Origin of the sequence: Tenacibaculum sp. A30, from assembly GCF_051200845.1 — a bacterium.
In the GTDB taxonomy this organism is placed as follows: domain Bacteria; phylum Bacteroidota; class Bacteroidia; order Flavobacteriales; family Flavobacteriaceae; genus Polaribacter.
Window position 1 is genome coordinate 2670238 of sequence record NZ_CP195160.1, and the last position, 26001, is coordinate 2696238.

General features: G+C 32.4%; 20 protein-coding genes and 1 tRNA gene. 12 read left to right on the top strand and 9 right to left on the bottom strand.

The features are described 5' to 3' along the window. Positions 1–30 precede the first annotated feature (30 nt). Positions 31–1080, top strand: a complete 1050-nt coding sequence (locus tag ACR9ES_RS12875) for a peptidylprolyl isomerase (RefSeq protein WP_435254471.1) — start codon at positions 31–33, stop codon at positions 1078–1080. 2 nt (positions 1081–1082) lie between these two features. Further along, positions 1083–1661 carry a phosphatase PAP2 family protein gene (locus tag ACR9ES_RS12880; protein WP_274633545.1) on the top strand — a complete coding sequence of 193 codons (579 nt, stop codon included), beginning with the start codon at positions 1083–1085 and terminating at the stop codon, positions 1659–1661. Positions 1662–1727: 66 nt separating this feature from the next. Here ACR9ES_RS12880 and ACR9ES_RS12885 read toward each other — a convergent pair. Both ACR9ES_RS12885 and ACR9ES_RS12890 read right to left on the bottom strand, forming a co-directional pair. Beyond that, positions 1728–2953, bottom strand: a protein-coding gene (locus tag ACR9ES_RS12885; protein ID WP_435254472.1) for an IS3 family transposase whose coding sequence is annotated in 2 segments (ribosomal slippage) — positions 1728–2572 and positions 2572–2953 — 1227 coding nt in all. Because the reading frame shifts where the segments join, the coding sequence is not laid out codon by codon here. A gap of 126 nt (positions 2954–3079) precedes the next feature. Beyond that, positions 3080–3164, bottom strand: a tRNA-Ser gene (locus tag ACR9ES_RS12890). A 295-nt stretch (positions 3165–3459) separates the two neighbouring features. Here ACR9ES_RS12890 and aroC point away from each other — a divergent pair. Further along, positions 3460–4521 (top strand): chorismate synthase, encoded by a 1062-nt coding sequence (aroC, locus tag ACR9ES_RS12895; protein ID WP_299000716.1) that lies wholly within the window; start codon positions 3460–3462, stop codon positions 4519–4521. 186 nt (positions 4522–4707) lie between these two features. On the opposite strand, the gene ACR9ES_RS12900 is transcribed toward aroC, so the two are convergent. The 5 genes from ACR9ES_RS12900 to tsaD all read right to left on the bottom strand — a co-directional run bounded on the left by ACR9ES_RS12900 (position 4708) and on the right by tsaD (position 9932). Then, positions 4708–6348, bottom strand: a complete 1641-nt coding sequence (locus ACR9ES_RS12900; RefSeq protein ID WP_435254473.1) for a pyruvate dehydrogenase complex dihydrolipoamide acetyltransferase — start codon at positions 6346–6348, stop codon at positions 4708–4710. A 3-nt stretch (positions 6349–6351) separates the two neighbouring features. Continuing rightward, positions 6352–7347, bottom strand: a complete 996-nt coding sequence (pdhA, locus tag ACR9ES_RS12905) for a pyruvate dehydrogenase (acetyl-transferring) E1 component subunit alpha (RefSeq protein ID WP_299000721.1) — start codon at positions 7345–7347, stop codon at positions 6352–6354. A gap of 127 nt (positions 7348–7474) precedes the next feature. Then, positions 7475–8149, bottom strand: a complete 675-nt coding sequence (locus ACR9ES_RS12910) for a hypothetical protein (RefSeq protein ID WP_274633549.1) — start codon at positions 8147–8149, stop codon at positions 7475–7477. A gap of 67 nt (positions 8150–8216) precedes the next feature. Next, positions 8217–8882 (bottom strand): M15 family metallopeptidase, encoded by a 666-nt coding sequence (locus ACR9ES_RS12915; RefSeq protein ID WP_435254474.1) that lies wholly within the window; start codon positions 8880–8882, stop codon positions 8217–8219. A 21-nt stretch (positions 8883–8903) separates the two neighbouring features. Further along, positions 8904–9932, bottom strand: coding sequence for a tRNA (adenosine(37)-N6)-threonylcarbamoyltransferase complex transferase subunit TsaD (gene tsaD, locus ACR9ES_RS12920; RefSeq protein WP_435254475.1), 1029 nt, complete (start codon positions 9930–9932; stop codon positions 8904–8906). A gap of 226 nt (positions 9933–10158) precedes the next feature. On the opposite strand from tsaD, the gene ACR9ES_RS12925 reads away from it, so the two are divergent. The 5 genes from ACR9ES_RS12925 to ACR9ES_RS12945 all read left to right on the top strand — a co-directional run bounded on the left by ACR9ES_RS12925 (position 10159) and on the right by ACR9ES_RS12945 (position 19170). Continuing rightward, complete coding sequence (locus tag ACR9ES_RS12925) at positions 10159–14520, top strand: translocation/assembly module TamB domain-containing protein (protein WP_435254476.1); 4362 nt, start codon at positions 10159–10161, stop codon at positions 14518–14520. A gap of 12 nt (positions 14521–14532) precedes the next feature. After that, positions 14533–15456 (top strand): DUF368 domain-containing protein, encoded by a 924-nt coding sequence (locus tag ACR9ES_RS12930; RefSeq protein ID WP_435254477.1) that lies wholly within the window; start codon positions 14533–14535, stop codon positions 15454–15456. Positions 15457–15489: 33 nt separating this feature from the next. After that, positions 15490–16497, top strand: coding sequence for a DUF368 domain-containing protein (locus ACR9ES_RS12935; RefSeq protein WP_435254478.1), 1008 nt, complete (start codon positions 15490–15492; stop codon positions 16495–16497). Then, entirely contained in the window at positions 16478–17239 is a 762-nt protein-coding gene (locus ACR9ES_RS12940) for a shikimate dehydrogenase family protein (RefSeq protein WP_435254479.1), read from the top strand. Before ACR9ES_RS12935 ends, ACR9ES_RS12940 begins: the two co-directional genes overlap by 20 nt. An 86-nt stretch (positions 17240–17325) precedes the next feature. Then, the gene (locus ACR9ES_RS12945) at positions 17326–19170 is read left to right on the top strand and encodes a DUF349 domain-containing protein (protein ID WP_435254480.1); all 1845 of its coding nucleotides are present in this window, start codon (positions 17326–17328) and stop codon (positions 19168–19170) included. 72 nt (positions 19171–19242) lie between these two features. Here the strand turns inward: ACR9ES_RS12945 and ACR9ES_RS12950 are convergent, their stop codons facing one another. Further along, positions 19243–20913: a M1 family metallopeptidase gene (locus ACR9ES_RS12950; protein ID WP_435254481.1), complete on the bottom strand. Its 1671-nt coding sequence runs from the start codon at positions 20911–20913 to the stop codon at positions 19243–19245. Positions 20914–21004: 91 nt separating this feature from the next. Between ACR9ES_RS12950 and ACR9ES_RS12955 the strand changes: the two genes are divergently transcribed. From ACR9ES_RS12955 to ACR9ES_RS12970, 4 genes are all read left to right on the top strand, one after another. Then, on the top strand, positions 21005–21805 hold the full coding sequence (locus tag ACR9ES_RS12955) for an SDR family oxidoreductase (RefSeq protein WP_435254482.1): 801 nt from the start codon (positions 21005–21007) through the stop codon (positions 21803–21805). Positions 21806–21926: 121 nt separating this feature from the next. Beyond that, positions 21927–22580 (top strand): fructose-6-phosphate aldolase, encoded by a 654-nt coding sequence (gene fsa / locus ACR9ES_RS12960; RefSeq protein WP_274633560.1) that lies wholly within the window; start codon positions 21927–21929, stop codon positions 22578–22580. A 65-nt stretch (positions 22581–22645) separates the two neighbouring features. Then, positions 22646–24298, top strand: coding sequence for a 2-succinyl-5-enolpyruvyl-6-hydroxy-3-cyclohexene-1-carboxylic-acid synthase (gene menD / locus ACR9ES_RS12965; RefSeq protein ID WP_435254483.1), 1653 nt, complete (start codon positions 22646–22648; stop codon positions 24296–24298). Between the two features lies 1 nt (position 24299). Next, positions 24300–24710 carry a DNA-binding protein gene (locus ACR9ES_RS12970; protein WP_274633561.1) on the top strand — a complete coding sequence of 137 codons (411 nt, stop codon included), beginning with the start codon at positions 24300–24302 and terminating at the stop codon, positions 24708–24710. Between the two features lies 1 nt (position 24711). Here the strand turns inward: ACR9ES_RS12970 and ACR9ES_RS12975 are convergent, their stop codons facing one another. After that, positions 24712–25956 carry an alpha/beta hydrolase-fold protein gene (locus ACR9ES_RS12975; RefSeq protein WP_435254484.1) on the bottom strand — a complete coding sequence of 415 codons (1245 nt, stop codon included), beginning with the start codon at positions 25954–25956 and terminating at the stop codon, positions 24712–24714. Between the last annotated feature and the right edge of the window lie 45 nt (positions 25957–26001).

The window sequence follows — 26001 nt, forward strand, 5'->3', positions numbered from 1 at the left end:
TATAAAAGTAATTTTTTAAAAAATAAATTAATGAAACTATTTAAAATTCTACTATTAGTATCAGTACTGTTTACGTCGTGTAAAACAACAAAATATTCTAATTTAGAAAATGGATTGTATGCTGATATTCAAACCAATCAAGGTGATATTTTAGTGAAGTTATTTGATAAAGATGTGCCTATGACGGTGGCTAATTTTGTAGCTTTAAGTGAAGGAACACATCCTAAAATGACCGATTCTTTAAAAGGAACTCCTTTTTATGATGGGGTTGTATTTCATAGGGTGATTAAAGATTTCATGATACAAGGTGGTGATAGAACTGGTAAAGGAAGTGGAGATGCAGGGTATACTTTTCCTGATGAGTTTCCTACGAACGAAGAAGGAGAGTTATTACATAAGCATGATGGCCCAGGTGTTTTATCTATGGCTAATTACTCAAGGCCAGTAACAAACTCTAGTCAGTTTTTTATTACACATAAAGCGACTCCTTGGTTAGATAATGGACATTCTGTTTTCGGACGTGTTTTAAAAGGTCAAATGGTGGTAGATACTATCCAAAAAGGAGATGTTATTAATAAAGTAGAGATTTTAAGAATAGGAGAGAATGCAAAAAAATTCGATGCACCATTAGTGTTTGAGCAAGAGTTAGCAAATGCAGAGAAGATGGAGGTAGAGCGTAAACAAAAATTAGAAGAGTTTAAAAAGAAGTACCAAGAAGAGCAAGGAATTAACGATGCAATTACTACTAATTCAGGATTAAAAATTTTATCGTTACAAAAAGGAAATGGGAAAAAAGTAAATCCAGCTTTGCCTACCACTGCACATTATACATTATATTTAACAGACGGAAGAAAAATAGATTCTAGTTTAGATAAAGGTGAAGCTTTTGTTTTTACAGTTAACGATGAAAATTTTCCGTTAATAGCTGGTTGGAAAGAAGGGGTAAAAACGATGAGAGAAGGAGATAAAGTACGTTTATTTATTCCTCATTATTTAGGATATGGAGACCAAAGAATGGGGCCAATTCCTCCTAAATCAGATTTAATTTTTGAAATAGAAGTTTTAAAAGTAGGAAAGTAGTTTTGATAGAAAATATTATACAAAAAGATAAAGAGCTTTTAATTTATCTTAATAATTTAGGAAGTGAGCAATGGGATGGTTTTTGGATAACAATAACCAATCAGTTTACTTGGACTCCTTTATTTGTTTTTGTGCTCTTTTTAGTGTTTAAACAATTTGGGTGGAAGAAAGGTTTGTTTACAGTCTTATTTATAGCTGTTATTGTAGCTTTTTCTGATCAGTTTACGAACTTAATAAAAAACACTACCGAAAGAGTAAGGCCTTGCAACGCGGAGGGTATAAAAGAGTATTTACGCCAAATAAAATACAGGTCTGGAGGGTATAGTTTTTGGTCAGGACACGCATCATTATCCACCACAGTAACAACGTTTATGATTTTATTGTTAAGAAAGCATTTTAAGATGATTTACTTAATGATTTTATTCCCTTTAATATTCGGTTATAGCCGTATTTATTTAGGAGTGCATTTCCCTGTAGATGTAACAACAGGGTATGTTACAGGAATCATATTAGGAACATTGTTTTACTTCGGATATTCAGCCTTAGAAAAGAAATTAGGATTAGTAAAAGAACAAGAGTAGTATAAGAATTTAAATACTTATTATGAGTCGTCCTAAAATAGGTTGACAGTTTTTATAAAATATTAATTAAACCTTTGAAGCTAGCTTCAAAGGTTTTTTGTTGTGTATAAAGTTAGGTGTTTTCATATTCAAACTCAAGTGTGGTCTTAGATTATTATAAATATTTATTGATTGTTTAATGAGTTTTTCTAATTCCTTACCTGTATTACATTTATAAATTAAAAATTCATGTTTCAAAATTCCATTAATTCTTTCTGCTAGAGCATTTTGATAACAGTCATATCCATCGGTCATTGATGATTTTATTCCTTTTTCGGCTAACTTGTTTTGATATATTGCAGAACAATATTGTAATCCTCTATCAGAATGATGAATCATTGGTTCAGATGTAACTCTATTTTTAATTGCCATAGTTAAGGCTTTAACTACATTTTCTGCACTCATATCATTACTTAAATGGTATCCCATAATTTTTCTACTAAAAGCATCGGTCACCAAAGATAAATAATGGGTTCGTTCTCTACTTTTTACATAGGTAATATCACTAACAAAGTATTGTTCTGGACGCACTATCTTTGTTTCTTTGATTAGATTGGGGTATTTGCGTAACCAATGTTTAGAGTTAGTGGTTTTAGTGTAATTCTTTTTAGGTTTGATTAACATGGATTCTGAGCGTAAATAATCAAATAGGGCATCTCTACCTATTTTTATTTCTTGATTATTAAACTCATCCTTTAGTAAATAATACAACTTTCGAGTACCTATTCTAGGCATTTGCATGCGTATTTTTAGGACTAAAGGTTTAATTTTAGAACGTTTTGCTCTTCGAGTGTTCTCTCGCATAATGCTTTGATAGAATCCTTGTCTTGATATCTCAAACAATCGACAACAACGAGATAAACTTATCCTTTGTTCTTGTCTGATGCCTTGGATTGTTGAGATAAATACTTTTTTCTAATAGAAGTCCCATATTGACTATCAGAAATATCAATCATTTTATTGAGGATCAGGTTCTTTAACTTCTGATCTTCTAATTCTCGTTCTAATCGCTTTATTTTTTGGGCAGGTGTTTCTTTGGATTTTGATTTCATTAGTAAGGCAGGTTTGCTCCAGTCTAAGGTACCATGTTTTCTTAACCAAACCAAAACAGTACTCTTTCCTTGAATACCATACTTCTTTTGAGCTTGTTTATAGGTTAACTCGCCCTTTTCTACTTGAGAAACTACAGCTAATTTAAAGCCTAAATTGTAATCACACTGTGTGCGTTTCTTCTTGGATACATTGCTTTTCATAAAATAAGTCTAAATTGTGTAAACTTATTTCAGGACGAGACATTAAAATCAAAAAAAGCTTACGTAATTGTAAGCTTTTTTTCTTTAATCCCCTAAAAAAAAACCGAAGCTTGCACTTCGGTTTTGCGGAGAAAGAGGGATTCGAACCCCCGGACCTGTTACAGTCAACGGTTTTCAAGACCGCCGCATTCGACCACTCTGCCATTTCTCCTGAGCGTCTCATCAGGTATTCCCTGATTGCGGGTGCAAATATATGACCTTTTTTCAATTCTAAAAAAGTTTTCGCCTACTTTTTTTAAGTTTTTTTTCAATCAAAAAGTAAAGGTAATTATAACACTTTTGCAATCAGTTAGTTTGCTTTAACTTGAAGAAGAAAAAAAATACTGCTTTTTTTATTGAATCTAATGATGGGTTAGGTAAAACAGTAGCTTTGTAAGTAAATAATAGACTTTTAAATGTAGATTTTTTATAAAATAATTCTACCTTCGTTCTTAAATTTATTAAGTATGTTTAATTCGTTTGGAAATATTTTAAAAGTGACTACTTACGGAGAATCTCACGGAGTGGCTATTGGAGGTGTAATTGATGGATTCCCAGCAGGAATGAAAGTAGATTTTGAGGCAATTCAATATGAATTAGATCGTCGTAAACCAGGGCAGTCAAAAATTGTTACACAACGAAAAGAACCAGATACGGTAGAGTTTTTATCAGGAATTTTTGAAGGTGTTACTACAGGAGCTTCTATTGGTTTTGTAATTAAGAATACAAACCAGAAGAGTAAAGATTACAATCATAATACTGACGTTTATCGTCCTTCACATGCTGATTATACCTACGACAAAAAATATGGTATTAGAGATCATAGAGGTGGAGGAAGAACCTCTGCGCGTGAAACTGCCAATTGGGTAGTAGCTGGAGCGTTGGCAAAACAGTTAATCAATCATATAAATATTAATGCATTTACCTCGTCTGTAGGAGATGTATTTATGATGAAACCGTACCAAGATTTAGATTTTTCAAAAACAGAAAGTAATATAGTTCGTTGTCCTGATGAACATTCTGCTGAAATCATGATTGATAAAATCAATGAAATACGTAAAGCTGGTGATACTATTGGAGGAACTATTACTTGTGTGGCACAAAATGTACCTGTAGGTTTAGGAGAACCTATTTTTCATAAACTCCATGCTGAATTAGGGAAAGCAATGTTGTCTATCAATGCAGTAAAAGGATTTGAGTTCGGAAGTGGTTTCTGCGGAGCGAAAATGCAAGGTTCTGAACATAACGATATTTTTAATCCAGACGGAACAACTCAATCTAATTTATCAGGAGGTATTCAAGGAGGAATTTCTAACGGAATGGATATTTACTTCCGCGTAGCGTTCAAACCTGTGGCTACCATTATGCAAAATCAAGCAACAATAAACTCAAAAGGAGAAGCTACCGATATTCATGGAAAAGGACGCCACGATCCTTGTGTGGTGCCGAGAGCGGTGCCTATTGTAGAGGCGTTGACAGCTTTGGTATTAGCAGATTTTTGGTTGTTAGACAGAACTAGAAGAATATAAATTAAAGCTGAACATTGTTCAGCTTTTTTGTTTATCAAACCTTTTATTTAATTATGATTAAATGTTTATGGATAATTTTAAGCTGAACTTCTAAAGTTGACAAATATCAAATCAATCTAACAATTTTGTTTTAATAAAAAAAAGCTCACCATTGGTGAGCTTTTTTAGTTATAATTTTATTGAAAACTATGCTAACATCGTAACAGGGTTTTCAATATACGTTTTTAAAGTTTGTAAAAACTGAGCCCCAACAGCACCGTCAACCGTTCTGTGGTCACATGCTAAGGTTAATTTCATTGTGTTACCTACAACGATTTCTCCGTTTTTAACTACTGGTTTTTGTACAATAGCACCTACCGACAAAATAGCAGAGTTAGGTTGGTTAATAATTGAAGTAAAACTTTCAATACCAAACATTCCTAAGTTAGAAACCGTAAATGTACTTCCTTGCATTTCTGCAGGAGTAATTTTCTTAGTTCTAGCTTTACCAGCTAAATCACGTACTGCAGCACCAATTTGTGTTAAACTTAAAGCGTCTGTATGTTTAACTACTGGTACTACTAGGCCTTCATCTACAGCGACTGCAACACCTACGTTAATATGACTGTGGAATAACGTATCGTTATCTGTCCAGCTAGTATTTACTTGTGGATGCTTTTTCAATGCCATTGCACATGCCTTTACTACCATATCGTTGAAAGATATTTTAGTGTCAGGAATTGCATTAATGGTTTTACGAGAAGCCATTGCATTGTCCATATCTACTTCAATATTTAAGTAGAAGTGAGGAGCAGAGAATTTAGAATTACTTAATGCCTTCGCAATCGCTTTACGCATTTGAGAATTCTTAACTTCAGAAGTATTTTCTTCTCCTGCAATTGCAAAATTAGTTACAGCTGATGGAGTAGAAGCAGTACTTGTAGCTACAGGAGCTTCAGCTTTAGCTGCTGGCGTATAATTTTCTACATCTTTTTTAACGATACGACCGTTTTCTCCAGAACCTTTAACCTCTGCTAAATTGATTCCTTTGTCCTTTGCTATTTTCTTAGCTAAAGGAGATGCAAAAATTCTTCCTCCGTTAGTATTTGATATAGTTGCTACAGGAGCAGTTACTGTTTCTGTTTTATTTTCTGCTACGGCTTTAGGAGCTTCCTCTTGTGTTTCAGCAGAAGTAGAATTTGTTAAAGTACCTGCTTTATGTGCATCTACTAATGAAGAAACATCAGTTCCAGCTTCACCAATAATAGCTAATAAACTGTCTACAGGAGCGCTTTCACCTTCTTGAACACCGATATGTAATAAAGTTCCTTCGTTGAAAGACTCGAATTCCATGGTAGCTTTATCCGTTTCGATTTCAGCTAAAATATCACCTTCTTCAACTTTGTCTCCTACTTTTTTCAACCAAGAAGCAACAGTACCTTCAGTCATCGTATCACTTAAACGAGGCATCGTAACAACTTTTACTCCTTCAGGAATAGTTGTGTTTGAACTTGCTACTTTAGGCTCTTCAACTTTAGGAGCTTCTTCTGTTTTTGCTTCTGCAGGAGCCGAAGTATTTCCTCCGTTTAATAATCCAGAAATATCTTCACCTTCTTCGCCAATAATAGCTAATAGGCTATCAACAGGGGCTGTTTCACCTTCTTGAACTCCGATATGTAATAAGGTACCTTCGTGGAAAGATTCAAACTCCATCGTAGCTTTATCGGTTTCGATTTCAGCTAAAATATCACCTTCTTCAACTTTGTCACCTACTTTTTTCAACCAAGAAGCTACCACTCCTTCTTCCATCGTATCGCTTAAGCGAGGCATGTTTATAATTGTAGCCATAGTTTACTTAGATTTTATAAATGGATAATCTTCTTGTTCGTATACCATATCGTATAATTGATTTAATTCTGGATATGGAGATTCTTCAGCGAACTTTTCACATTCCTTTACTAAATCTTTTACTTCTTTATCAATCGCTTTGATTTCATCTTCTGTAGCGTACTCTTTTTCTTTGATGACATCTAAAACTTGAGTGATAGGATCTATTTTTTTATACTCTTCAACTTCGTCTTTTGTACGATAATGTTGAGCATCTGACATAGAGTGACCTCTATAACGATACGTTTTCATTTCTAAGAAAGTTGGTCCGTCACCACGACGTGCTCTTTGAATAGCTTCGTCAACTGCTTCAGCAACTTTAATAGGATTCATTCCGTCAACAGGTCCACAAGGCATTTCATACCCTAAACCTAATTTCCAAATATCTGTGTGGTTTGCAGTTCTTTCAACAGAAGTACCCATGGCATATCCATTGTTTTCAACAATAAATATTACAGGTAACTTCCAGTTCATTGCCATGTTAAAAGTTTCATGTAAAGAACCTTGACGAGCAGCTCCATCACCAAAATAACATAAAGTAACAGCATCGCTACCTTTGTATTTATCTCCAAAAGCAATACCAGCACCTAAAGGAATTTGTCCACCTACAATTCCGTGACCACCATAAAAACGGTACTCTTTAGAGAAAATATGCATTGAACCACCCATACCATGTGAAGTACCAGTAGCTTTACCATATAACTCTGCCATAACACGTTTTGGATCTTCACCCATACCAATTGGTTGTACGTGGTTACGGTATGCAGTAATCATTTTATCCTTAGTCAAATCCATTGCATGTAATGAACCTGCTAAAACAGCCTCTTGACCGTTATATAAGTGTAAAAAACCTCTTACTTTTTGTTGAATGTAAACAGCTGCTAGTTTATCTTCAAACTTTCTCCAAAATAGCATATCTCTATACCAGTTGATATAGGTTTCTTTGGTGATTTTCTTCATTATATATTAGTTGTTTATTTTAAAGTTTGTTTATTAAAAAACGTAGCTACAAAAGTAAGTAGTTTTTAGTAATTTAAAAAAGGGTTATTCATAAAAGTTATGATAAGTTTTTTAGAACTTTTACGATTTATTTTTCTTTTGCAACAATGATTGTAGCTTTTGCTCCTGTAGCTAAGTTCCATTCATTTGATGAAATTAGCATGCCAGCATCATTGTAAATTTTAAAAGCAGCAGTATTAGGACCAGAAGTTCCTTGGTTTAGGGCAACAATTTTTATGGTGTTGATACCTTCATCTAAAGGAAGGTTGAAAGACTGATAACGTTGTTGAAGTGTTAGGTTACTTACAACAGGTACGTCATTTATATAGATGGTTACTCTGTCTCCATCAGGATATTGGTAATCTCTACAAATAATATTTACACTACCACTTTTTGTTCTGAAACTTCCTAAATCTTGATCAATAACAGGGTATTGATACATTCCGTTTACTTGTTTAAAAGCGTTTAGGTGTCGTTCTTCGGCAATTTTAGCTCTTGTTAAAATTCCTTTATTCTCAAACTCACTTTTAGCTCGTTGTTTTTCAAGTTCTTTTTGTAGGTCGTTATGTGCAGTTTTAAAACCACTATCACTATTAAATTCTAAGCTCTTAGGTTTAGTAACTTCTTTTGCAGGCGCAGTAATAATTCCGAAGGAAGTATTTCTTTTTTCTTTACCGCCTATTGTACCATCCATTTGAGCAACAACATTAGATGTTATGCTGAATAAAAAAATGATAGCGAGTGTTGGTATAATTTTCATCATTGCAAAAAAACTAAACAAATATAATGCCGATTTTTAAGAGATTCTTTTAATAAAGAGTTAAAACTAATTATTTTACAGGGAAATCAAAAAAAGTTTTAGGGAAAGGTTCACCTCTAAGAGTAAAATGCCACCATTCTTTACTGTAAGACCTGAATCCATGTTTATTCATAACTTTTTGTAGTAATTGTCTGTTCTTTTTTTGTTGATCAGAAAGACTATCATAAGCGATATGAGATGAAATTCCAAAGAAATCATACGGACTTCCCATGTCTAATTCTTCTCCAGTTTCTAAATTGATGATGGTAAGGTCAACAGTACTACCTCTTGAATGTCCAGATTTAGAAGAAATATATCCTTTTTTAAACAGATGGCGCTTGTTTATTTTTGGATAGTATTGCTGTTTCATTAAAGTGTCGTTTACTATTCGAGCCCATTTTACAAAATGATTAACAGCTGTTTGTGGGCGATACGCATCGTAAATTTTTAAGCCTAAGTTTTTGGTAGCTAACTCATCTTGTACTTTTTTCAAAGCTTGAGCAGTAGGAGTGGTAGTAATCAATATATTTTCTTCGTATCCATTAACTGGAACCCCCATAAAGTTGTTGTTATGGCAATATCTTAAATCAGCTTGTATTGTGGGAGAAATATCGTTTATGTATGAAAAACCTTTAGGTAAATTTTGAGAGTGAACGCTTAAAGAAATTAGTAGTACTAAAGTTAAAATCCATTTCATAGAGGGAGGGTAAAAGGGGGGTTATTCTGTGACTTTTAAACGTGCTTGAGCGGTTACTGAAATATCAGAATAATCATTGTTTAAGTATTTTAAATATCCAGCAATAGCAATCATAGCTGCATTGTCTGTGGTGTATTCGAATTTAGGGATATAGGTTGTCCATCCCCAATGTTTTTGAGCTGTAGTTAATCGTTTTCTAATTTCAGAATTAGCAGAAACACCTCCAGCTATAGCTATGTGTTTTATGCCTGTTTGTTTTACAGTATTTTTTAGTTTATCCATTAAAATTTCAATAATGGTATGTTGAATAGACGCACAAATATCGTGTAGATTCTCTTTAATGAAATCAGGATTTTCTTTTGTGTTTTTTTGAATGAAGTATAAGATTCCTGTTTTCAATCCACTAAAACTAAATTCTAAATCCCCAACTTTTGGTTTGGTAAATTTAAAGGCTTTCGGATTTCCTAATTGAGCATATTTATCAATTAAAGGTCCGCCAGGGTAAGGTAAGCCTAATATTTTTGCAGACTTATCAAAAGCTTCACCAACAGCATCATCAATCGTTTCTCCTAAAATTTCCATTTCAAAATGATTGGTGATTTTTACGATTTGAGTGTGACCTCCACTAATAGTTAAGCAAACAAAAGGAAAAGGAGGAATTTGACTACCTTCTTCTTCAATAAAATGTGCTAAAATATGCGCTTGCATATGGTTTACATCTATTAAAGGAATGTTTAATCCTAAAGCTAAAGATTTAGCAAAAGAAGTTCCAACAAGTAATGACCCCATAAGCCCAGGCCCACGAGTAAAAGCAATAGCATTTAAGTCATGCTTTGTAATGCCTGCTTGCTCAATAGCCTGTTGAACCACAGGAACGATATTTTGTTGATGTGCTCTTGAAGCTAATTCAGGAACTACACCGCCGTATTTAGCGTGTACTTCTTGGTTAGCAACAACATTACTTAGTACTTTTCCGTTGCAAATTACTGAAGCACTTGTATCGTCACAAGAGCTTTCAATTCCTAAAATATAAACAGTTTTGTTACTCAAATCATTTCGGATTTAGACTACAAAAATATTGATATTACGTTAGATTTTCGTTAAAATCAATATTTCTTTAAAATAAGGCAATATTTTTGCAGTTTGCTGATTACTTTTGTTTATTAAGATTGTAAAAAGGGAAATCATTAAAAGAGTAGGTAACATAATAGGTAGAATACTAAAGTACACGCTGCTTTTTCTGCTCTTGCTTTTTATTTTGTTATCGCTTCCTTTTGTGCAAAGTAAAATAGCCAAGCAAGCTACAAATTGGGTGAACAAAGAGTTTAATACGAATATTGTAGTAAAACGAATAGATTTATCTTGGTTAGGTAAAGTTCAATTAAAAGAAATTGAAATTAGAGACCATCATAAAGACACCCTCATTTTTGTTAATAAACTAAGCACTTCTCTGTCGAATGTAAAGCGGATATTAGATAATAAAGTAGACTTAGGTGAAGCGTCTTTAACGGGAGTTCATTTTTATATGAAAATCTATAAAGGAGAGAAAAATGATAACATGTCTATTTTTATTGAAAGCTTTGAAGATGGTAAGCCGAGAGATAGTTTAGCAACTCCTTTTATTCTTAAAAGTGAAAAAATCGCTTTAGAAGATTTGACTTTTAAACTGCTGGATGAGAATAAAAGTGAATTAATTCAATTTGCAGCGTATAATGGAGGAGGAGAATTACAAGATTTTTCTATTATAGGACCAGATGTTTCTGCTAAAATTAGAAATCTACATTTTACAGAGAATAGAGGAATAAATATATCTAATCTATCCACGGATTTTACGTACACAAAATCATCAATGGATTTTGCAGAAACAGTACTTGAAACAGATAATGAAACCAAGTTACAAGCAGGGATAAAATTTACCTATGACAGAAAAGACTTCGTGAACTTTAACGACAAAGTAAAAATTAAAGCGAAGTTTCAAGAAAGTACAATATCGGTTAAAGACTTGAACAAGCTTTATAATGAAATTGGTGGGAATGATTTTCTGTATATGAGCGGAAGTATTAATGGTGTTCTTAATAATTTCAGTGCAAATAATGTTCGAATTCACTCTAAAGGAGGGATGCGAATTATTGGCGATATGGGATTTGTTAATTCCTTTAATACTGATAGAGGTTTTGTTTTTGATGCAGATTTAGAAAACCTTACAGCAAATTATCATCAATTAAGAAATGTACTTCCGAATTTATTAGGTAAGACATTACCAACAGAATTTCAGCGATTAGGTACTTTTACAATGAATGGTTTGGTAAAAGTAACTCCAGATCAAATGGATGCTACTTTATCGGTAAAATCTGAAATAGGAACTGCTATCTCAGACCTTCAATTAACCAATATAGACAATATAGACAATGCTGAATACACCGGTGAGATTGAGTTTAAGAACTTTGATTTAGGAGTTTTTGCAAACGATCCTGTACTAGGAACGGTATCATTAAAAGCAGATGTAAATGGAAGTGGATTTAATGTAGAAAATGTAAATACTATTATCATTGGAAAAGTAACTAGCTTGTATTTTAATAACTATGAATACAAGAATTTACTGGTGAACGGACAATTTCAAAATAAAAAGTTTGATGGGTTATTAAATGCTGAGGACGATAATTTTAAATTGAATTTTGAAGGATTGGCAGATTTTTCATCAGAAATAAATAAGTTTGATTTTATAGCAAATGTCGATAGGGTTGATTTGAAAAAAACAAATCTGTTTACAAGGGATAGTATTGCTGAGTTAAAAGGAAATATCAATTTGAATATTTCAGGAAACACTTTTGATGATATTGTAGGTAAAGCAACGTTTAAAAACTTGGTGTATACAAATCAAAAACAGAGTTATCCTTTTAAGAGTTTTGAAGTAAATTCATCGGTAAAAGATAGTATTAAAACGATAGAAGTAAATTCTGAAGATATTGTAAAAGGAGAATTAAGAGGTAAATTTTCTTTTGAAGAATTATTACCGATAACTCAAAATGCATTGGGTAGTGTGTATACGAACTATCGTCCGCACGAAGTAGCTCCAAATCAATTTTTAGATTTTGATTTTACTATTTACAATCAAATTATCGATATCTTTTTACCTAGCATTTCAATAGGTAGTAATACGCGATTAAAAGGAAGAATCAATTCTGATAAAAACTCCTTAAAACTTACATTTGAATCGCCTGAAATTAACGCTTACAAGAATATAATTGAAGGAGTTGTTTTAAGGTTAGACAATAAAAATCCATTATATAATACCCACCTAACAGCCAATAAAATTAATACAAAGTATTATAATATTGAAAAGCTCAACTTGTTAAACCGTACTCAAAACGATACACTGTTTTTTAAATCGGTTTTTAAAGGAGGTAAAGATTATGCAGAGAGTTTTAATTTAGATTTCTTTTACACGATTAATGAACTTCAAAAATCGGTTGTAGGAATTCAAAAATCAACCTTACATTATAGAGGGTTTGATTGGGTTGTGAATCCAAACGATGATAAAAATAACAAAGTAACTTTTGATTTACGAAAAGACGATTTTAACATTAGTCCATTTGTATTTAAATCAGGAGAGCAACGAATAGATTTCAAAGGAATTGTAAAGGATAGTACTTATAAAGATTTACACGCCAACTTTGATAAAGTAAAATTAGGTAGTTTTTTACAACCTATAGATAGTTTAAAGTTAGATGGAAAGTTAAACGGAAACCTAGAGTACAAACAAGATCAAGAAACGATAGTACCAAAAGGAAATCTATATATAGAAGACTTTTTTATTAATGATTACTCCCAAGGAAATCTAGCTTTAAATGTTATAGGAAACAACTCGTATGAAAAATATAATGTTGATCTTACTTTAGAAAATGACAATGCTAAAAGTATTTCAGCAACGGGAGGGGTAGATTTTTCAGGAGAAAGACCAACGATAGATTTAGAAATCTATCTAAAAGAATATGATATAGCAGCTTTTAGCCCTTTAGGAGAAGATGTTTTATCTAAGTTGAGAGGAAAAGTAACAGGAGATTTTACAGCGAGGGGTTATTTAGGGAGTCCAGATTTACAAGGAGAACTTAATTTTGAAAATGCAGGATTGGCATTTCCTTATTTAAACGTAGATTTTGACTTAAAAGGAAACTCTAATGTTGTCTTAGAAGGACAAGAATTTGTTTTCAAAGATATTATTCTTGAAGATACTAAATATCTAACACAAGGAGATTTATCAGGAAGTATAGCGCATCAAAATTTTAAAGAATGGTATTTGAATTTTGATATCAATACCAGAAATTTATTAGTGCTAGACACACAAGAAAAAGAAGAATCTCAATACTACGGAACAGGTTTTTTAGATGGAGAAGCTAAAATTAGAGGACTTACAAGTAATTTAAATATTGACGTAAATGGTAGAACCAACAAAGGAACCTTATTCGTAATACCTTTAAGTGATGTTAAAACGATAGATAATTATAAGCTAATTCGATTTAAAACAGGAGAAGAAGGAGAAGAAACCAAAGGAAGAATCATTAAAGATATTAAAGGGTTAGATTTAAACTTAAATTTAGCGGTAACGAAAGATGCTGTTGCGCAAGTAGTAATAGACAAAGTTTCTGGAAGTGAATTAAAAGGTAGTGGAGAAGGGAATTTATTTATAGATATAGATACCCGAGGTAAGTTTAATATGTTTGGAGATTTTACGGTAGATAATGGTTTTTATAACTTTAAGTATGCAGGAATTACCAAACCATTTATAGTACAAAAAGGAGGAACGATTTCATGGAATGGAGACCCTTATGATGCAGAATTAGATATTACTGCAGTTTATCGAACAAAGGCGAATCCAGCACAATTGTTAGATAATATCAATTCCAACCGTAAAATTCCTATCGATTTATACACAAAAATTACTGGAGGTTTATTTAGCTCAACACAAGAGTTCGATATTAAAATACCTAATGCGAATTCAACGGTAACTTCAGAGTTAGAGTTTATTCTAAATGAAAATGACTTGAACACTAAAATGCAGCATTTTTCATTCTTACTAGCTTTTGGAACGTTCTATAATGCAGATGCAATTGGAAATAGTGCAAGTGCAGGAATAGCAGGAACAGCATCAGGAATTGCCTCGAGTATATTAACAAATATGTTAAATAGTGATGGGAATAAGTTCCAATTAGGAGTAGGGTATACACAAGGAGATAGAGGTGAGGTAGATAATCTTAACTCAGATGACCAAGTAGATGTTTCTGTTTCTACACAATTAAGCGACAGAGTGTTAGTGAATGGTAAGGTTGGTGTGCCTGTAGGAACAAATACACAAACCAGTGTTGTAGGTGAGGTAAAAGTTGAGGTGTTGTTAAATGAAGAAGGAAATTTAAGAGGTACGGTGTTTAACCGTCAAAATGAAGTGCAATATTCTACCGAAGAAGAAGGATATACACAGGGAGTAGGTATTTCGTATCAAGTTAATTTTAATAACTTGCGCCAGTTAGGAAGAAAACTAGGGTTGAACAAAAAAAGAGAAAAGAAAGACACTATAAAAGACAGTATTCAACCAAAAAAGAAAAAAGGATTGATCAACTTTAAGTCTAAAGAAGAAAAATAACCAAACAATTTTATGAGTAGAACAGTAAAAGATTACATGGTAATCATGTTGAAAGGAATTGCCATGGGAGCTGCTGATGTTGTTCCTGGAGTTTCAGGAGGTACAATTGCATTTATTTCGGGAATTTATGAAGAACTGCTGGGAACTATCAGTAACATCAATCTAAAATTATTAAAAACACTAAAAGGAGAAGGTGTAAAAGCGGCATGGAAACAAGCTAATGGAAACTTTTTAGCAGCACTTTTAACAGGGGTTTTTGTCAGTATTGTTTCATTAGCGAAAATAATATCTTGGTTGTTAACGAACCATCCAATTTTAGTATGGTCTTTTTTCTTCGGATTGGTATTAGCAAGTGTTATTTATATTGCAAAGCAAGTAACACAATGGAACGTTTTATCAGGAGTTTTACTAATTGTGGGAGCAATTGTAGCTTACTATATCACTACATTAAATCCGTTAGTTTCTGAACATTCTTCTATGTCGTTTATGTTCTTAGCAGGAGCAATTGCAATTTGCGCGATGATTTTACCAGGCATTTCAGGATCCTTTATTTTGGTACTTTTAGGAGCGTATAAGCCTATTTTAGCGGCAGTAAATAACCGTGATTTAACAACCATTACAGTTGTGGCTTTAGGAGCAGTTGTGGGATTACTGTCTTTTTCAAGAGTTTTAAAATACTTATTTGCAAACTACAAAAACTATACGTTGGTAGTGTTAACAGGTTTTATTATTGGTTCATTAAATAAAATTTGGCCATGGAAAAAAGTGTTGACCTATCGTACAAACTCACATGGAGAGCAAGTTCCGCTTAATGAATTGTCAATTTCGCCATTTTCTTTTGAAGGAGATCCGCAATTAATGTATTCAGTTTTATTAGCGATTATAGGTTTCGGATTGATTTTATTACTTGAAAAATTAGCAGTAGAAAAGCAATAGAAAATAAGTAACTTAGCGTTCTAATCAAACAATATGTATAAAGAGCGTACGCTACTACAAAAAATCCATCTTTTTTTAAAAGGCCTAATCATGGGAGGTGCCAACAAAGTACCTGGTGTTTCTGGTGGTATGGTGGCCTTTGTTATGGGGTTTTATGAAGAACTTATTTATACATTTCAAAGAATAAACGGTAAAGCTTTTAAACTGCTTTTTAATGGTAGGTTTAAAAGTTTTTCAAATTATACCAACTTACAGTTTTTAGTATGGGTAATGGCTGGAAGTATGTTTAGCTACTTTAGCGTTTCTTTGGTACTAGATTATTTTCTAAAAAATTACGAGTTATATGTTTGGTCATGGTTCTTTGGAATGATCATAGGCTCTATTTATTACATTTCAAAAGACTTTGGTGATTGGAAGCCTAAAACAGTAATTGGTTTACTCATTGGTGCTACAGTAGGTATGTCTATTAGTTTTATGACGCCAGCAACAGAAAACGATAACTTATGGTTTGTGTTTGTGTGCGGAATTATTGGTGTTTCAGGAATGACATTACCGGGATTGTCAGGATCCTTTATTCTGATATTACTAGGGAATTATGTGTTGTTGTTGGTGGATAGTGTAAACGTTTTAGGAAACGTAATTACGAACTTAATTTCGGGTAATTTTGAAGTGTTGCAAGATGAGGTTAAAGTAAAATACTTAAAAATAATAGCAGTTTTTACTGCGGGTTCAGCATTCGGATTGGTTTCTATTTCACATGTGTTAGGATACGTTTTAAAAAGATGGCACCAGATTGTAACAGCAATTATTATCGGATTTATAACAGGATCTCTAGGGGTTGTTTGGCCTTGGAAAAAAACAATATATAAAACGGATGGAGCTTCTTTTTTGTTAGATCAGAACGGAAATAAGATCATCGAAAACTACCAAAGATTTATTCCTAATTTTAACAATCAAGAAACATGGATTTCAATAGGATTCATTATTATTGGAATCTCATTAATCTTAATTATTGATTTTTATGACAGAAAAAGAAAATAAGCATTTGTATGCTTTAGTAGGAAGAAATATTTCCTACTCATTTTCTCGTGGATATTTTACAGAAAAATTTGAAAAATTAGACTTAGAAGACCATAAGTACATCAATTTTGATATTCAATCAATACATGAACTTCCTCAAAAGATAAAAGAAAATAAAAAAAGGTTAAAAGGAATGAATGTTACCATTCCTTATAAACTAGAAGTCTTTAATTTTTTAGATAGGATTGATAAAAAAGCGTTGAAGGTTGGAGCAGTAAACACTATAAAAATTTCTAAAAAAGGAAGATTAAAAGGGTATAATACTGATGTATACGGATTTAAAAAATCACTAAAACCTTTACTGAAAAAAAATCATAAAAAAGCATTGATTCTAGGAACAGGCGGAGCAGCTAAAGCAGTTGCCTTTGTGCTTGAAATGTTAGAAATTAAATACAAACAAGTTTCTAGAGCTCCAGAAGGTAAAAAGCAAATTTCTTATAGTGATATTACTGAAGAAATGATGAACTCATATCATCTAATTGTAAACTGTACACCATTAGGAACACATCCGAATGTAGAAAATTGCCCTGATATTCCTTACGAGTTTATTTCAGATAAGCATTTGCTATACGACTTAATATACAATCCGGCAGAAACTGCTTTTTTGAAGAAAGGAAAAGAAAAAGGAGCAATCATAAAAAACGGATTAGAAATGCTAGAGCTTCAAGCCGAAAAAGCTTGGAAAATATGGAATGAGGACTAATTCTTTAAAAAAGAAAATAAAATTTGCTATTATATTAGAATCCGTATCTTTATAATCTAAATCAAAGGAACTTAAACATTGTAGATATGTTAGAAAATAACGAAGAGAAAGTAGAAAACCCAATTACAGAAGAACAAAACAACGCAAGTAAGGAAACTGAAAACGCAGTTAATGAAGTAGAAAATGAAGTGGCTAGTGAATCTGAAAAAGCAGATGAAAAGCACGAAATTCCAATGCTTGATTATGCTTCGATGGAATTAGAAAAATTGGTTGATGAATTAAAAAAGTTGTTAAAAGATCATCCAGTACAACAATTAAAATCAAATGTAGATGCTTTAAAAACAGCATTCAACTCAAAGTTTGGAGTTTTACTTGCTAGTAAAAAAGAAGCTTTTTTAGCTGAAGGAGGTAATTCTATTGATTTTCAGTTTTCTAGTCCTGTTAAAACAGAGTACAACAAATTACTTGGAGAATATAAAACCAGAAGAGACGCGTATTATTCTCAATTAGAAAAGCAATTAAAAGAGAATTTAGAAAGAAGAAATAATTTAATTGAAGAGTTAAAGAATTTAATCGAAAACGCTGATCCTAAAACGATGTATAACGATTTTCAAGAAATTCAAAATCGTTGGAAGAGTATTGGCCCAGTTCCTAAAACAAAGTACAATGATACTTGGAGAACTTATCACCATCACGTAGAGCGTTTTTACGATTTATTACACCTAAATAAAGATTTTAGAGAGCTTGATTTTAAACATAATTTAGAAGAAAAGTTAGGATTAATTGAAAGAGCAGAGGCTTTAAATGATATTGAAGATGTAAATGTAGCTTTTAAAGAGTTACAAGAATTACACCGTTTATGGAAGGAAGAAGTAGGACCTGTTGCAAAAGAAAATAGAGAAGAAGTTTGGGGTAAGTTTAGCGAAGCCACCAAGAAAATACACGATAAACGTCATCAGTATTTTAGAGAGCTAAAATCAAAATATCAAGAAATGATTGATATTAAATTGGCAGTAGCAGCTGAAATTAAAGCTTACGATACTTCTAAAAACAAAACGCATAACGATTGGCAAAAGAGTATAGTAGAAATAGAAAAACTACGTAAGAAATACTTCGATATAGGAAAACTTCCTTACAGTAAAAGTGAAGCTGTTTGGCAAGAGTTTAAAGCTGCGACGAAAAAGTTTAATACTGCGAAAAATGCTTTTTATAAAAATGAAAAAAGTGCGCAGAATGACAACTTAAAAAGAAAAATGGAATTGGTTGAACTTGCTGAAAGTTTAAAAGACAGTGAAGACTGGAATGAAACAACTAATACCATGAAGCGTATTCAATCAGATTGGAAAAAGATAGGACACGTGCCTAGAAAATTTTCTGATGATATCTGGAAACGTTTTAAAAATGCGTGTAATCATTATTTTGATAGATTACATGCTTTAAAAAATGAGCAAAACAAAGAACAATTAGCTACTGTAGAAGCTAAGAAAGATTATATTGAGCAAGTAAAATCTCAAGACATTAAAACAGAAGAAGATGTTGAAAGAGTGTTAGGAGAGTGGAGAGATTTAGGAGCTTTACCTAGAAACGCTCGTCATTTAGACGAGAAATTCAACAAGGCGATGGATGCTCATTTAGAAAAATTGGATCTGAATAGAGTAGATGTTGAAATGATGAAGTTTAAGAATGTAGTAGATTCATATTTATCACAAGAAGATTACAGAAAGTTAGATAGCGAGCAGTTCTTTATCCGTAAGAAGATTGATGAAACTGTAAGAGAAATGCAGCAGCTAGAAAATAATTTAAGCTTTATTTCTAACGCTACAGAAGATAATCCTTTAGTTCAAAATGTACGTAAGGGAATCCAAGAGTTTAAAGACCAATTAGACCTTTGGCAAGAAAAACTAGATTACTTAAAAAGATTAGATTACTAATCATATGTAATTTTAAAGCATAAAAAACTCGAATCAATTTGATTCGAGTTTTTTTGTTTTGTATAACTGTTGTTAAACAGGTTTAGAATACACATAAAAGTTTTCATCAACTTCAATGGAAGTTCCTTTAATCGTTTTTGTTTGCCAGTCTTCTGTCGGATATAATAATTCAGACTTTCCGTTAATAGTTATTCGTAAAGGCATGTTGAATCCTTTAACAACATTAGTCCAACGATATTTTAACTTGTTATTTTCAATATGATATTCAAATTCAGGAATATCAACCGTACGTAAGTATTGGTCAAAAATTTTACTTAAATCAATTCCTGATTTTTCAATCATATATTTTTCAATTTCTTGAGTGGTAACTGTTTGATGATAGAAGTCTGAGTTTAAACCGCGTAAAATTTGTCGCCATTTTTCATCATCATTTACTAGTTGACGAATGGTGTGTAACATGTTAGCTCCTTTGTAATACATGTCGCCAGAACCTTCGTTATTAACATCATAATGACCTATAATTGGTTTGTCATTTTGAATAGCATCACGAGTTCCTATAACATATTCCGAAGCTGCTTTTTTTCCGTAGTAATAATCTAAAAATAAGTTTTCAGAATAGGCAGTAAAACTCTCATGAATCCACATGTCCGCAATATCTACATTAGTAATGTTGTTGGCAAACCATTCATGACCTGCTTCATGGATGATGATAAAGTCAAACTTTAATCCCCAACCAGTTCCTGATAAATCTCTACCCAAATACCCATTTTTATATTGGTTTCCGTAAGTTACAGAACTTTGATGTTCCATTCCTAAATACGGAACTTCTACAAGTTTAAATCCATCTTCATAAAAAGGGTATTTACCAAACCAATGCTCAAAAGCTTTCATCATTTTAGGAGCATCTTTAAATTGCTCTTTTGCTTTTTCTAAATTGTCTCTAAGTACATAGTAGTTCATATCTAATTCACCATCTTCTCCTTGATATTTCTCAGAAAAGTGAACATAATCTCCAATGTTTACATTTACTCCGTAGTTGTTAATAGGATTGTTTACAAACCAGTGGTATGTAGTTGTGTTGTCATTGTGTTGTTCAATATTACGTAAGCGACCGTTAGAAACATCCATTAAGTTTTTAGGTACACGAACACTAATTGCCATACTATCTACTTCATCGTACATGTGGTCTTTGTTAGGCCACCAAACACTAGCTCCTAAACCTTGGCAAGAAGTAGCAACAAAATGGTTTCCGTTATTGTCTTTTTTCCAAGAAAAACCTCCATCCCAAGGAGCTCTAATCGCTTCTTTAGGATTTCCTTCGTAATAAACATCAATTGATTGAATTTCTCCTGTCTTTTGAGAATCTTGTAACTGAATGAAATGCGCATTTCCTTCAGAAAAAACTTTTAATTCTTTATTGTTTTGGATGACTTTGGTGATTTTTAAAGGAGATTGTAAGTCTATCTGTAAAACTTGATGAGGTTTTAAAACTTTGTATTGCACTGTGTTTTTTCCTTCAATGAATTTTTTATCAGGATTAACAGTAATATTCAAATGATAATAGGTCAAGTCCCACCAAGATCTTTCTGGTGTAATAGATCCTCGTAAAGAATCTTGACGTGTAAATGTTTCACTTTTAGAAAATAATGATGTGCTTTTTTGAGCGGTTGTAGAAGAGCATCCAGCAATTAAAAAAGCCAAAGATGCCATAAAAACAGATAAGGAAAATGTTTTTTTATACATAGTGTTTGTTCTTGAGAGATAAAATGCTAAGATAAGTTTTAAAGTTTTTTTATTGGAACTAACTTTAAGATATTTGCTTAAAATTACAAGCATGTCAAAAACAGTTTTCATTACAGGAGCTTCTTCGGGAATAGGAAAATCTATCGCTTTATATCTGCATGACAAAGGGTATACGGTGTTTGGAACAAGCAGGAATCCTGATAAGGTTAATGTACCATTTCAAATGGTAGCTTTAGATGTTACGAATGAAGAGTCGATTAAAAATGCGGTATTAGAAGTAGTAACGAAAGCAGGAAAAATTGATGTGTTGATTAATAATGCAGGAAAAGGAATTACTGGCCCTATTGAAGATACACCGACAGAAGAAATGAAAGAGAATTTTAATACGAATTTCTTCGGAGTTATTGATGTGATTAAAGCTGTGTTACCTTATATGCGCGAGCAGAAATCAGGAATGATTATTAATACTACATCGATTGCTGGTTATATGGGGTTACCTTTTAGAGGAATTTACTCTTCGAGTAAAGGCGCTTTAGAATTGGTTACAGAAGCATTGAGTATGGAGGTTAAAAGCTTCGGAATTAAAGTGGTAAATGTAGCTCCAGGTGATTTTGCTACGAATATTGCGGCAGGAAGATATCATACGCCAGTTTTTGAAAACTCTGCATACAAAGAAAAATATGCTGAAAACTTAGCGTTGATGGATGCTCATGTTGATTCTGGCGCAGACCCAATACTAATGGCGAAAGCAATTCATCAAATTATAGAAAATAAAAATCCAAAGATTCATTATAAAGTGGGTGGATTTATGGAAAAATTCTCGATAGTTTTAAAAAGAGTATTGCCTGATAAAGTTTACGAAAAACTCTTAATGAATCATTATAAGTTGTAAATTCGCAAAGGATTAAAGTAGGGGGTAAAGAGTATTTGTAAAGATGTTTTTAGCCCTTGTTTCATAAAGGTTTAAGACCTTTAAATATAAAATTGGACACAACTAGATAAATATATACAAGATGAAATTTTTTATTGACACGGCTAACTTAGACCAAATTAGAGAAGCACAAGCTTTAGGTATTTTAGACGGAGTAACAACCAATCCTTCATTAATGGCTAAAGAAGGAATTACAGGTGAAGAAAACATTATCAACCATTACAAAGCTATTTGTGAAATTGTTGATGGAGATGTTTCTGCTGAAGTAATTTCTACTGATTTTGATGGAATGATAAAAGAAGGTGAAGCGTTAGCTGCATTACATCCACAAATTGTAGTGAAACTACCTATGATTGCAGATGGTGTTAAAGCATGTAAATATTTCTCTGATAAAGGAATTAAAACAAACGTAACTTTAGTGTTTTCTGCTGGTCAAGCATTGTTAGCGGCAAAAGCAGGAGCAACTTATGTGTCTCCATTTATTGGTCGTTTAGATGATATTTCTACAGATGGATTGAATTTAATTTCAGAAATCCGTCAAATTTATGATAACTATTTATTTGATACACAAATCTTAGCGGCATCTGTACGTCACACAATGCATATTATCGATTGTGCTAAATTAGGAGCCGATGTTATGACAGGTCCTTTAAGTGCAATTGAAGGATTATTAAAACATCCATTAACAGATATTGGTTTAGCTAAGTTTTTAGAAGATTATAAAAAAGGAAACTAACCAACAAAGTTGGTTTTAGTATTTTGTCATTCCCGCGAAAGCGGGAATCTCATTTTTTAAAAGATATGTACCCAAAAAAGGAACTCGCACAACTTGTTATTACTGCATGTCATGAATTTGATGTTGATACTGTAGTTATTTCTCCAGGTTCTCGTAATGCACCACTTACTGTCGGATTTTCAAATCATCCAAAAATAAATGCATTAAGTGTTGTAGATGAACGTTGTGCTGCTTTTTTTGCGTTAGGAATAGCGCAACAAACTCAAAAACCTGTGGTAATTACATGTTCTTCAGGTTCGGCTTTATTAAACTATTATCCAGCAATTGCTGAGGCGTATTATAGTCAAATTCCGTTAATAGTAATTTCTGCGGATAGACCAAAACATTTAATTGATATTGGTGATGGACAAACCATTCGCCAAGAGAATGTGTTTGAAAATCATATTTTGTTTTCAGCGAATTTGATAGAAGAAGATGAGCAGTTAAAAAATAACGCTGACTTATTGACAAAAGCGATGCAAACGGCTATCACTCAAAAAGGGCCAGTTCATATCAATGTTCCGTTTGATGAGCCTTTATATGAAACAGTAGAAGAACTAAAACCTTTTGATTTTCCTGATGTCATTTCGAGCGCAGTCGAGAAATCTTTTGATTTAGAAAAATTAGCTTCAATTTGGAATGCTTCAACTAGAAAAATGATTTTAGTAGGAAGTAGTTTTCCTAATGTTGAATTACAAAAGGTTTTATCGAAGTATGCAGAAGATGATTCCGTAATAATTTTAACTGAAACGACTTCTAATATATATCATCCGAAGTTTATTAATAGTATTGATAAGGTAATTTTTCCTGTGTCTTCTGAGGAGTTTGAGGAATTTAAACCTGAAATATTGGTAACTTTAGGAGGAATGGTGATTTCAAAGAAAATTAAACAGCTCTTACGAAAATCACCGCCAAAACATCATTGGCATATTGATGAGCTTGGAGCAATGGATACTTATCATTGTTTGTCAGAATTTGTACAAACTAATTCTGCTGAATTTTTAACAAGCTTGTTTGAAACGAACGAAAATGTTGAAAGCGATTATCAGCAAAAATGGTTAGAAGAAAAGGGTAGAAGGGCTGAGAAACATGAAGCGTACATGCAAAAATGTGAGTATTCAGATTTAAAAGTCTTTGAAGCAATCTTAGAAAAATTGCCTAACGAATCACAGTTGCAAATTAGTAACAGTTCAACGATTCGATATTCTCAATTATTTGATGTGAATTCTACTTTAAGAGTATTTTGTAACAGAGGAACAAGTGGTATAGATGGTAGTACAAGTACTGCTGTTGGTGCAGCGTTTTCCGATGAGAAACCAACAACGTTTATTACAGGAGATTTAAGCTTCTTTTACGATAGTAATGCTTTGTGGAATACAAATATTCCGAAGAATTTTAGAATTATAATATTAAACAATGCAGGAGGTGGCATTTTTAGGTTTATTCCTGGGCCATTGAAGACGAATGCGGCAGATTATTTTGAAACTCCTCATAACTTAACGGCAGAACATTTGGCAAAAATGTATGGCTTTGAATATGTTCAGGTAGCAGATTTAAAAGAGTTGAATGCAGAGTTAAATGAGTTTTATTCAGAAACTGAACAACCAAAAATAATGGAGATATTTACTCCAAAAGAAATAAATGATGTAGTTTTAAAGAACTATTTTAAAAACTTATAAGATGGAATTAAAAGAAGGTGATAAGGTAGATTTAGTTATTGGAGTTCAAACAGCTTTAGGTTATACGGTTTTAATTAATGAATCGTATGAAGGTTTGTTGTATAATAACGAGGTTTTTAGCGATGTAGAAGAAGGAATGCGTACCGTGGGTTACGTAAAAAAGATACGTGAAGATGAAAAGATAGATGTATCGTTACGTCCGCAAGGTTTTAAGAATGTAATTGATTCTGATGTAGATAAAGTATTACGAAAGCTAGAAGAGAAAGGCTTTTTATTATTGACAGATAAAAGCTCTCCCGAATCAATTAAATTTCACTTGCAAATGAGTAAAAAAGCATTCAAGAGAGCTATTGGCAGTTTGTATAAAGACAAAAAGATAGAATTAGAAGAGGATAGAATAGTGTTAAAATAACCTATTCTTGACCTTCTTCTTCTTGTTGTTCTATGTTTTCATTTTCGATTATTTCTTCAGTAGGATTTTCTTTCTTTTCCGTTTTCATTAAATCGTTTACACGTTTAATATTTTCATAAAAAGCATCCGCATTAGGGTTTGAAGGATCCATTTTTCCGTAAGCAGCTTTATAGTAAAAATCTGCTTTTTCATATTCTTTTCCTAACTCATAATACTTACCAATGTAAAAATCTCCCATGTGTGAGTCTGGGTATTTTATCATAACAAAGTCGCCTAAAACTCTAAGATAATCACCATCTTGTCTGTCAATAACGATATCTTCAATAACAAAAATATCATCCAAACGAACATTTAAATTAGATCCATATAAATATTGAATATCTAAGTATTTTTTCTCAACATATTTAATAGCATCTAGCGGAGCTAAGTCTTTAACGTTTGCTTCAAATTCCTCTTTCGTGATTTTTGAATATAAGGCAAACATTTGATTGAATGCCCTAGGGATTGTTTCGGCAATAACCGCTAGGTGGTTAGGAGCATTAGGGAATTCATCAAAATTAACATGTAAGTTTTTAGCATCGTAAGAAGTTACTAATGTTTTGATTTCACTGAATAGATTGTACTGCTTAGAGTCTATATATTTCTTGTTATTACTAGTGTATAAAAAGTAAGTGTTATCTATAGAACCTAATCTGCTTAAAGAATAAGATTCTATAATAGCAGGAGCAAATTGAGGAAACTCTGGGGTAATGCAAATAAGTGAGTTAAAAACAGGTTGCTCATCTTTTAAGTAATGAGTTATAAAGTTAGCAGCTTTACCTTCACCAACAATTGTCATAAAAGGAGAGGTTCTAAAGTTACCTTCCATAAAAGGAATTAACTCATGTTTTATAAAGTTGAAAAAATGTGTTCCTGAAGTTGTTAAGGCGTTGTTAGCAGGTATTATTGAAACGTCTTTTCCGTATGTGTCTTTCATGTCAATTCCAACAACAATCTGTCTAGGCGCTTTATCTACATTGGCATACAGCTTTGCATTTCCTACATATAAATCAAAAAGGTACTCGTCTCCTAATACAATTGCTAATGGGTAATTAGTGGTTTCATTTATATCATAACCTTGAGGAAGATAAATTTTAACATTTCTACTTCCAATTAACTCTTCAGAATTAACTTTCTGAGAAATTATTTTTTGAGAAAAAAGAGTGGTACTAATTAAAAGGGCGAATAATAAATATAGTTGTCTCATACTAGGGGTAAATTAGATCGTTCAAATATAGAAAAGAAAAATAAA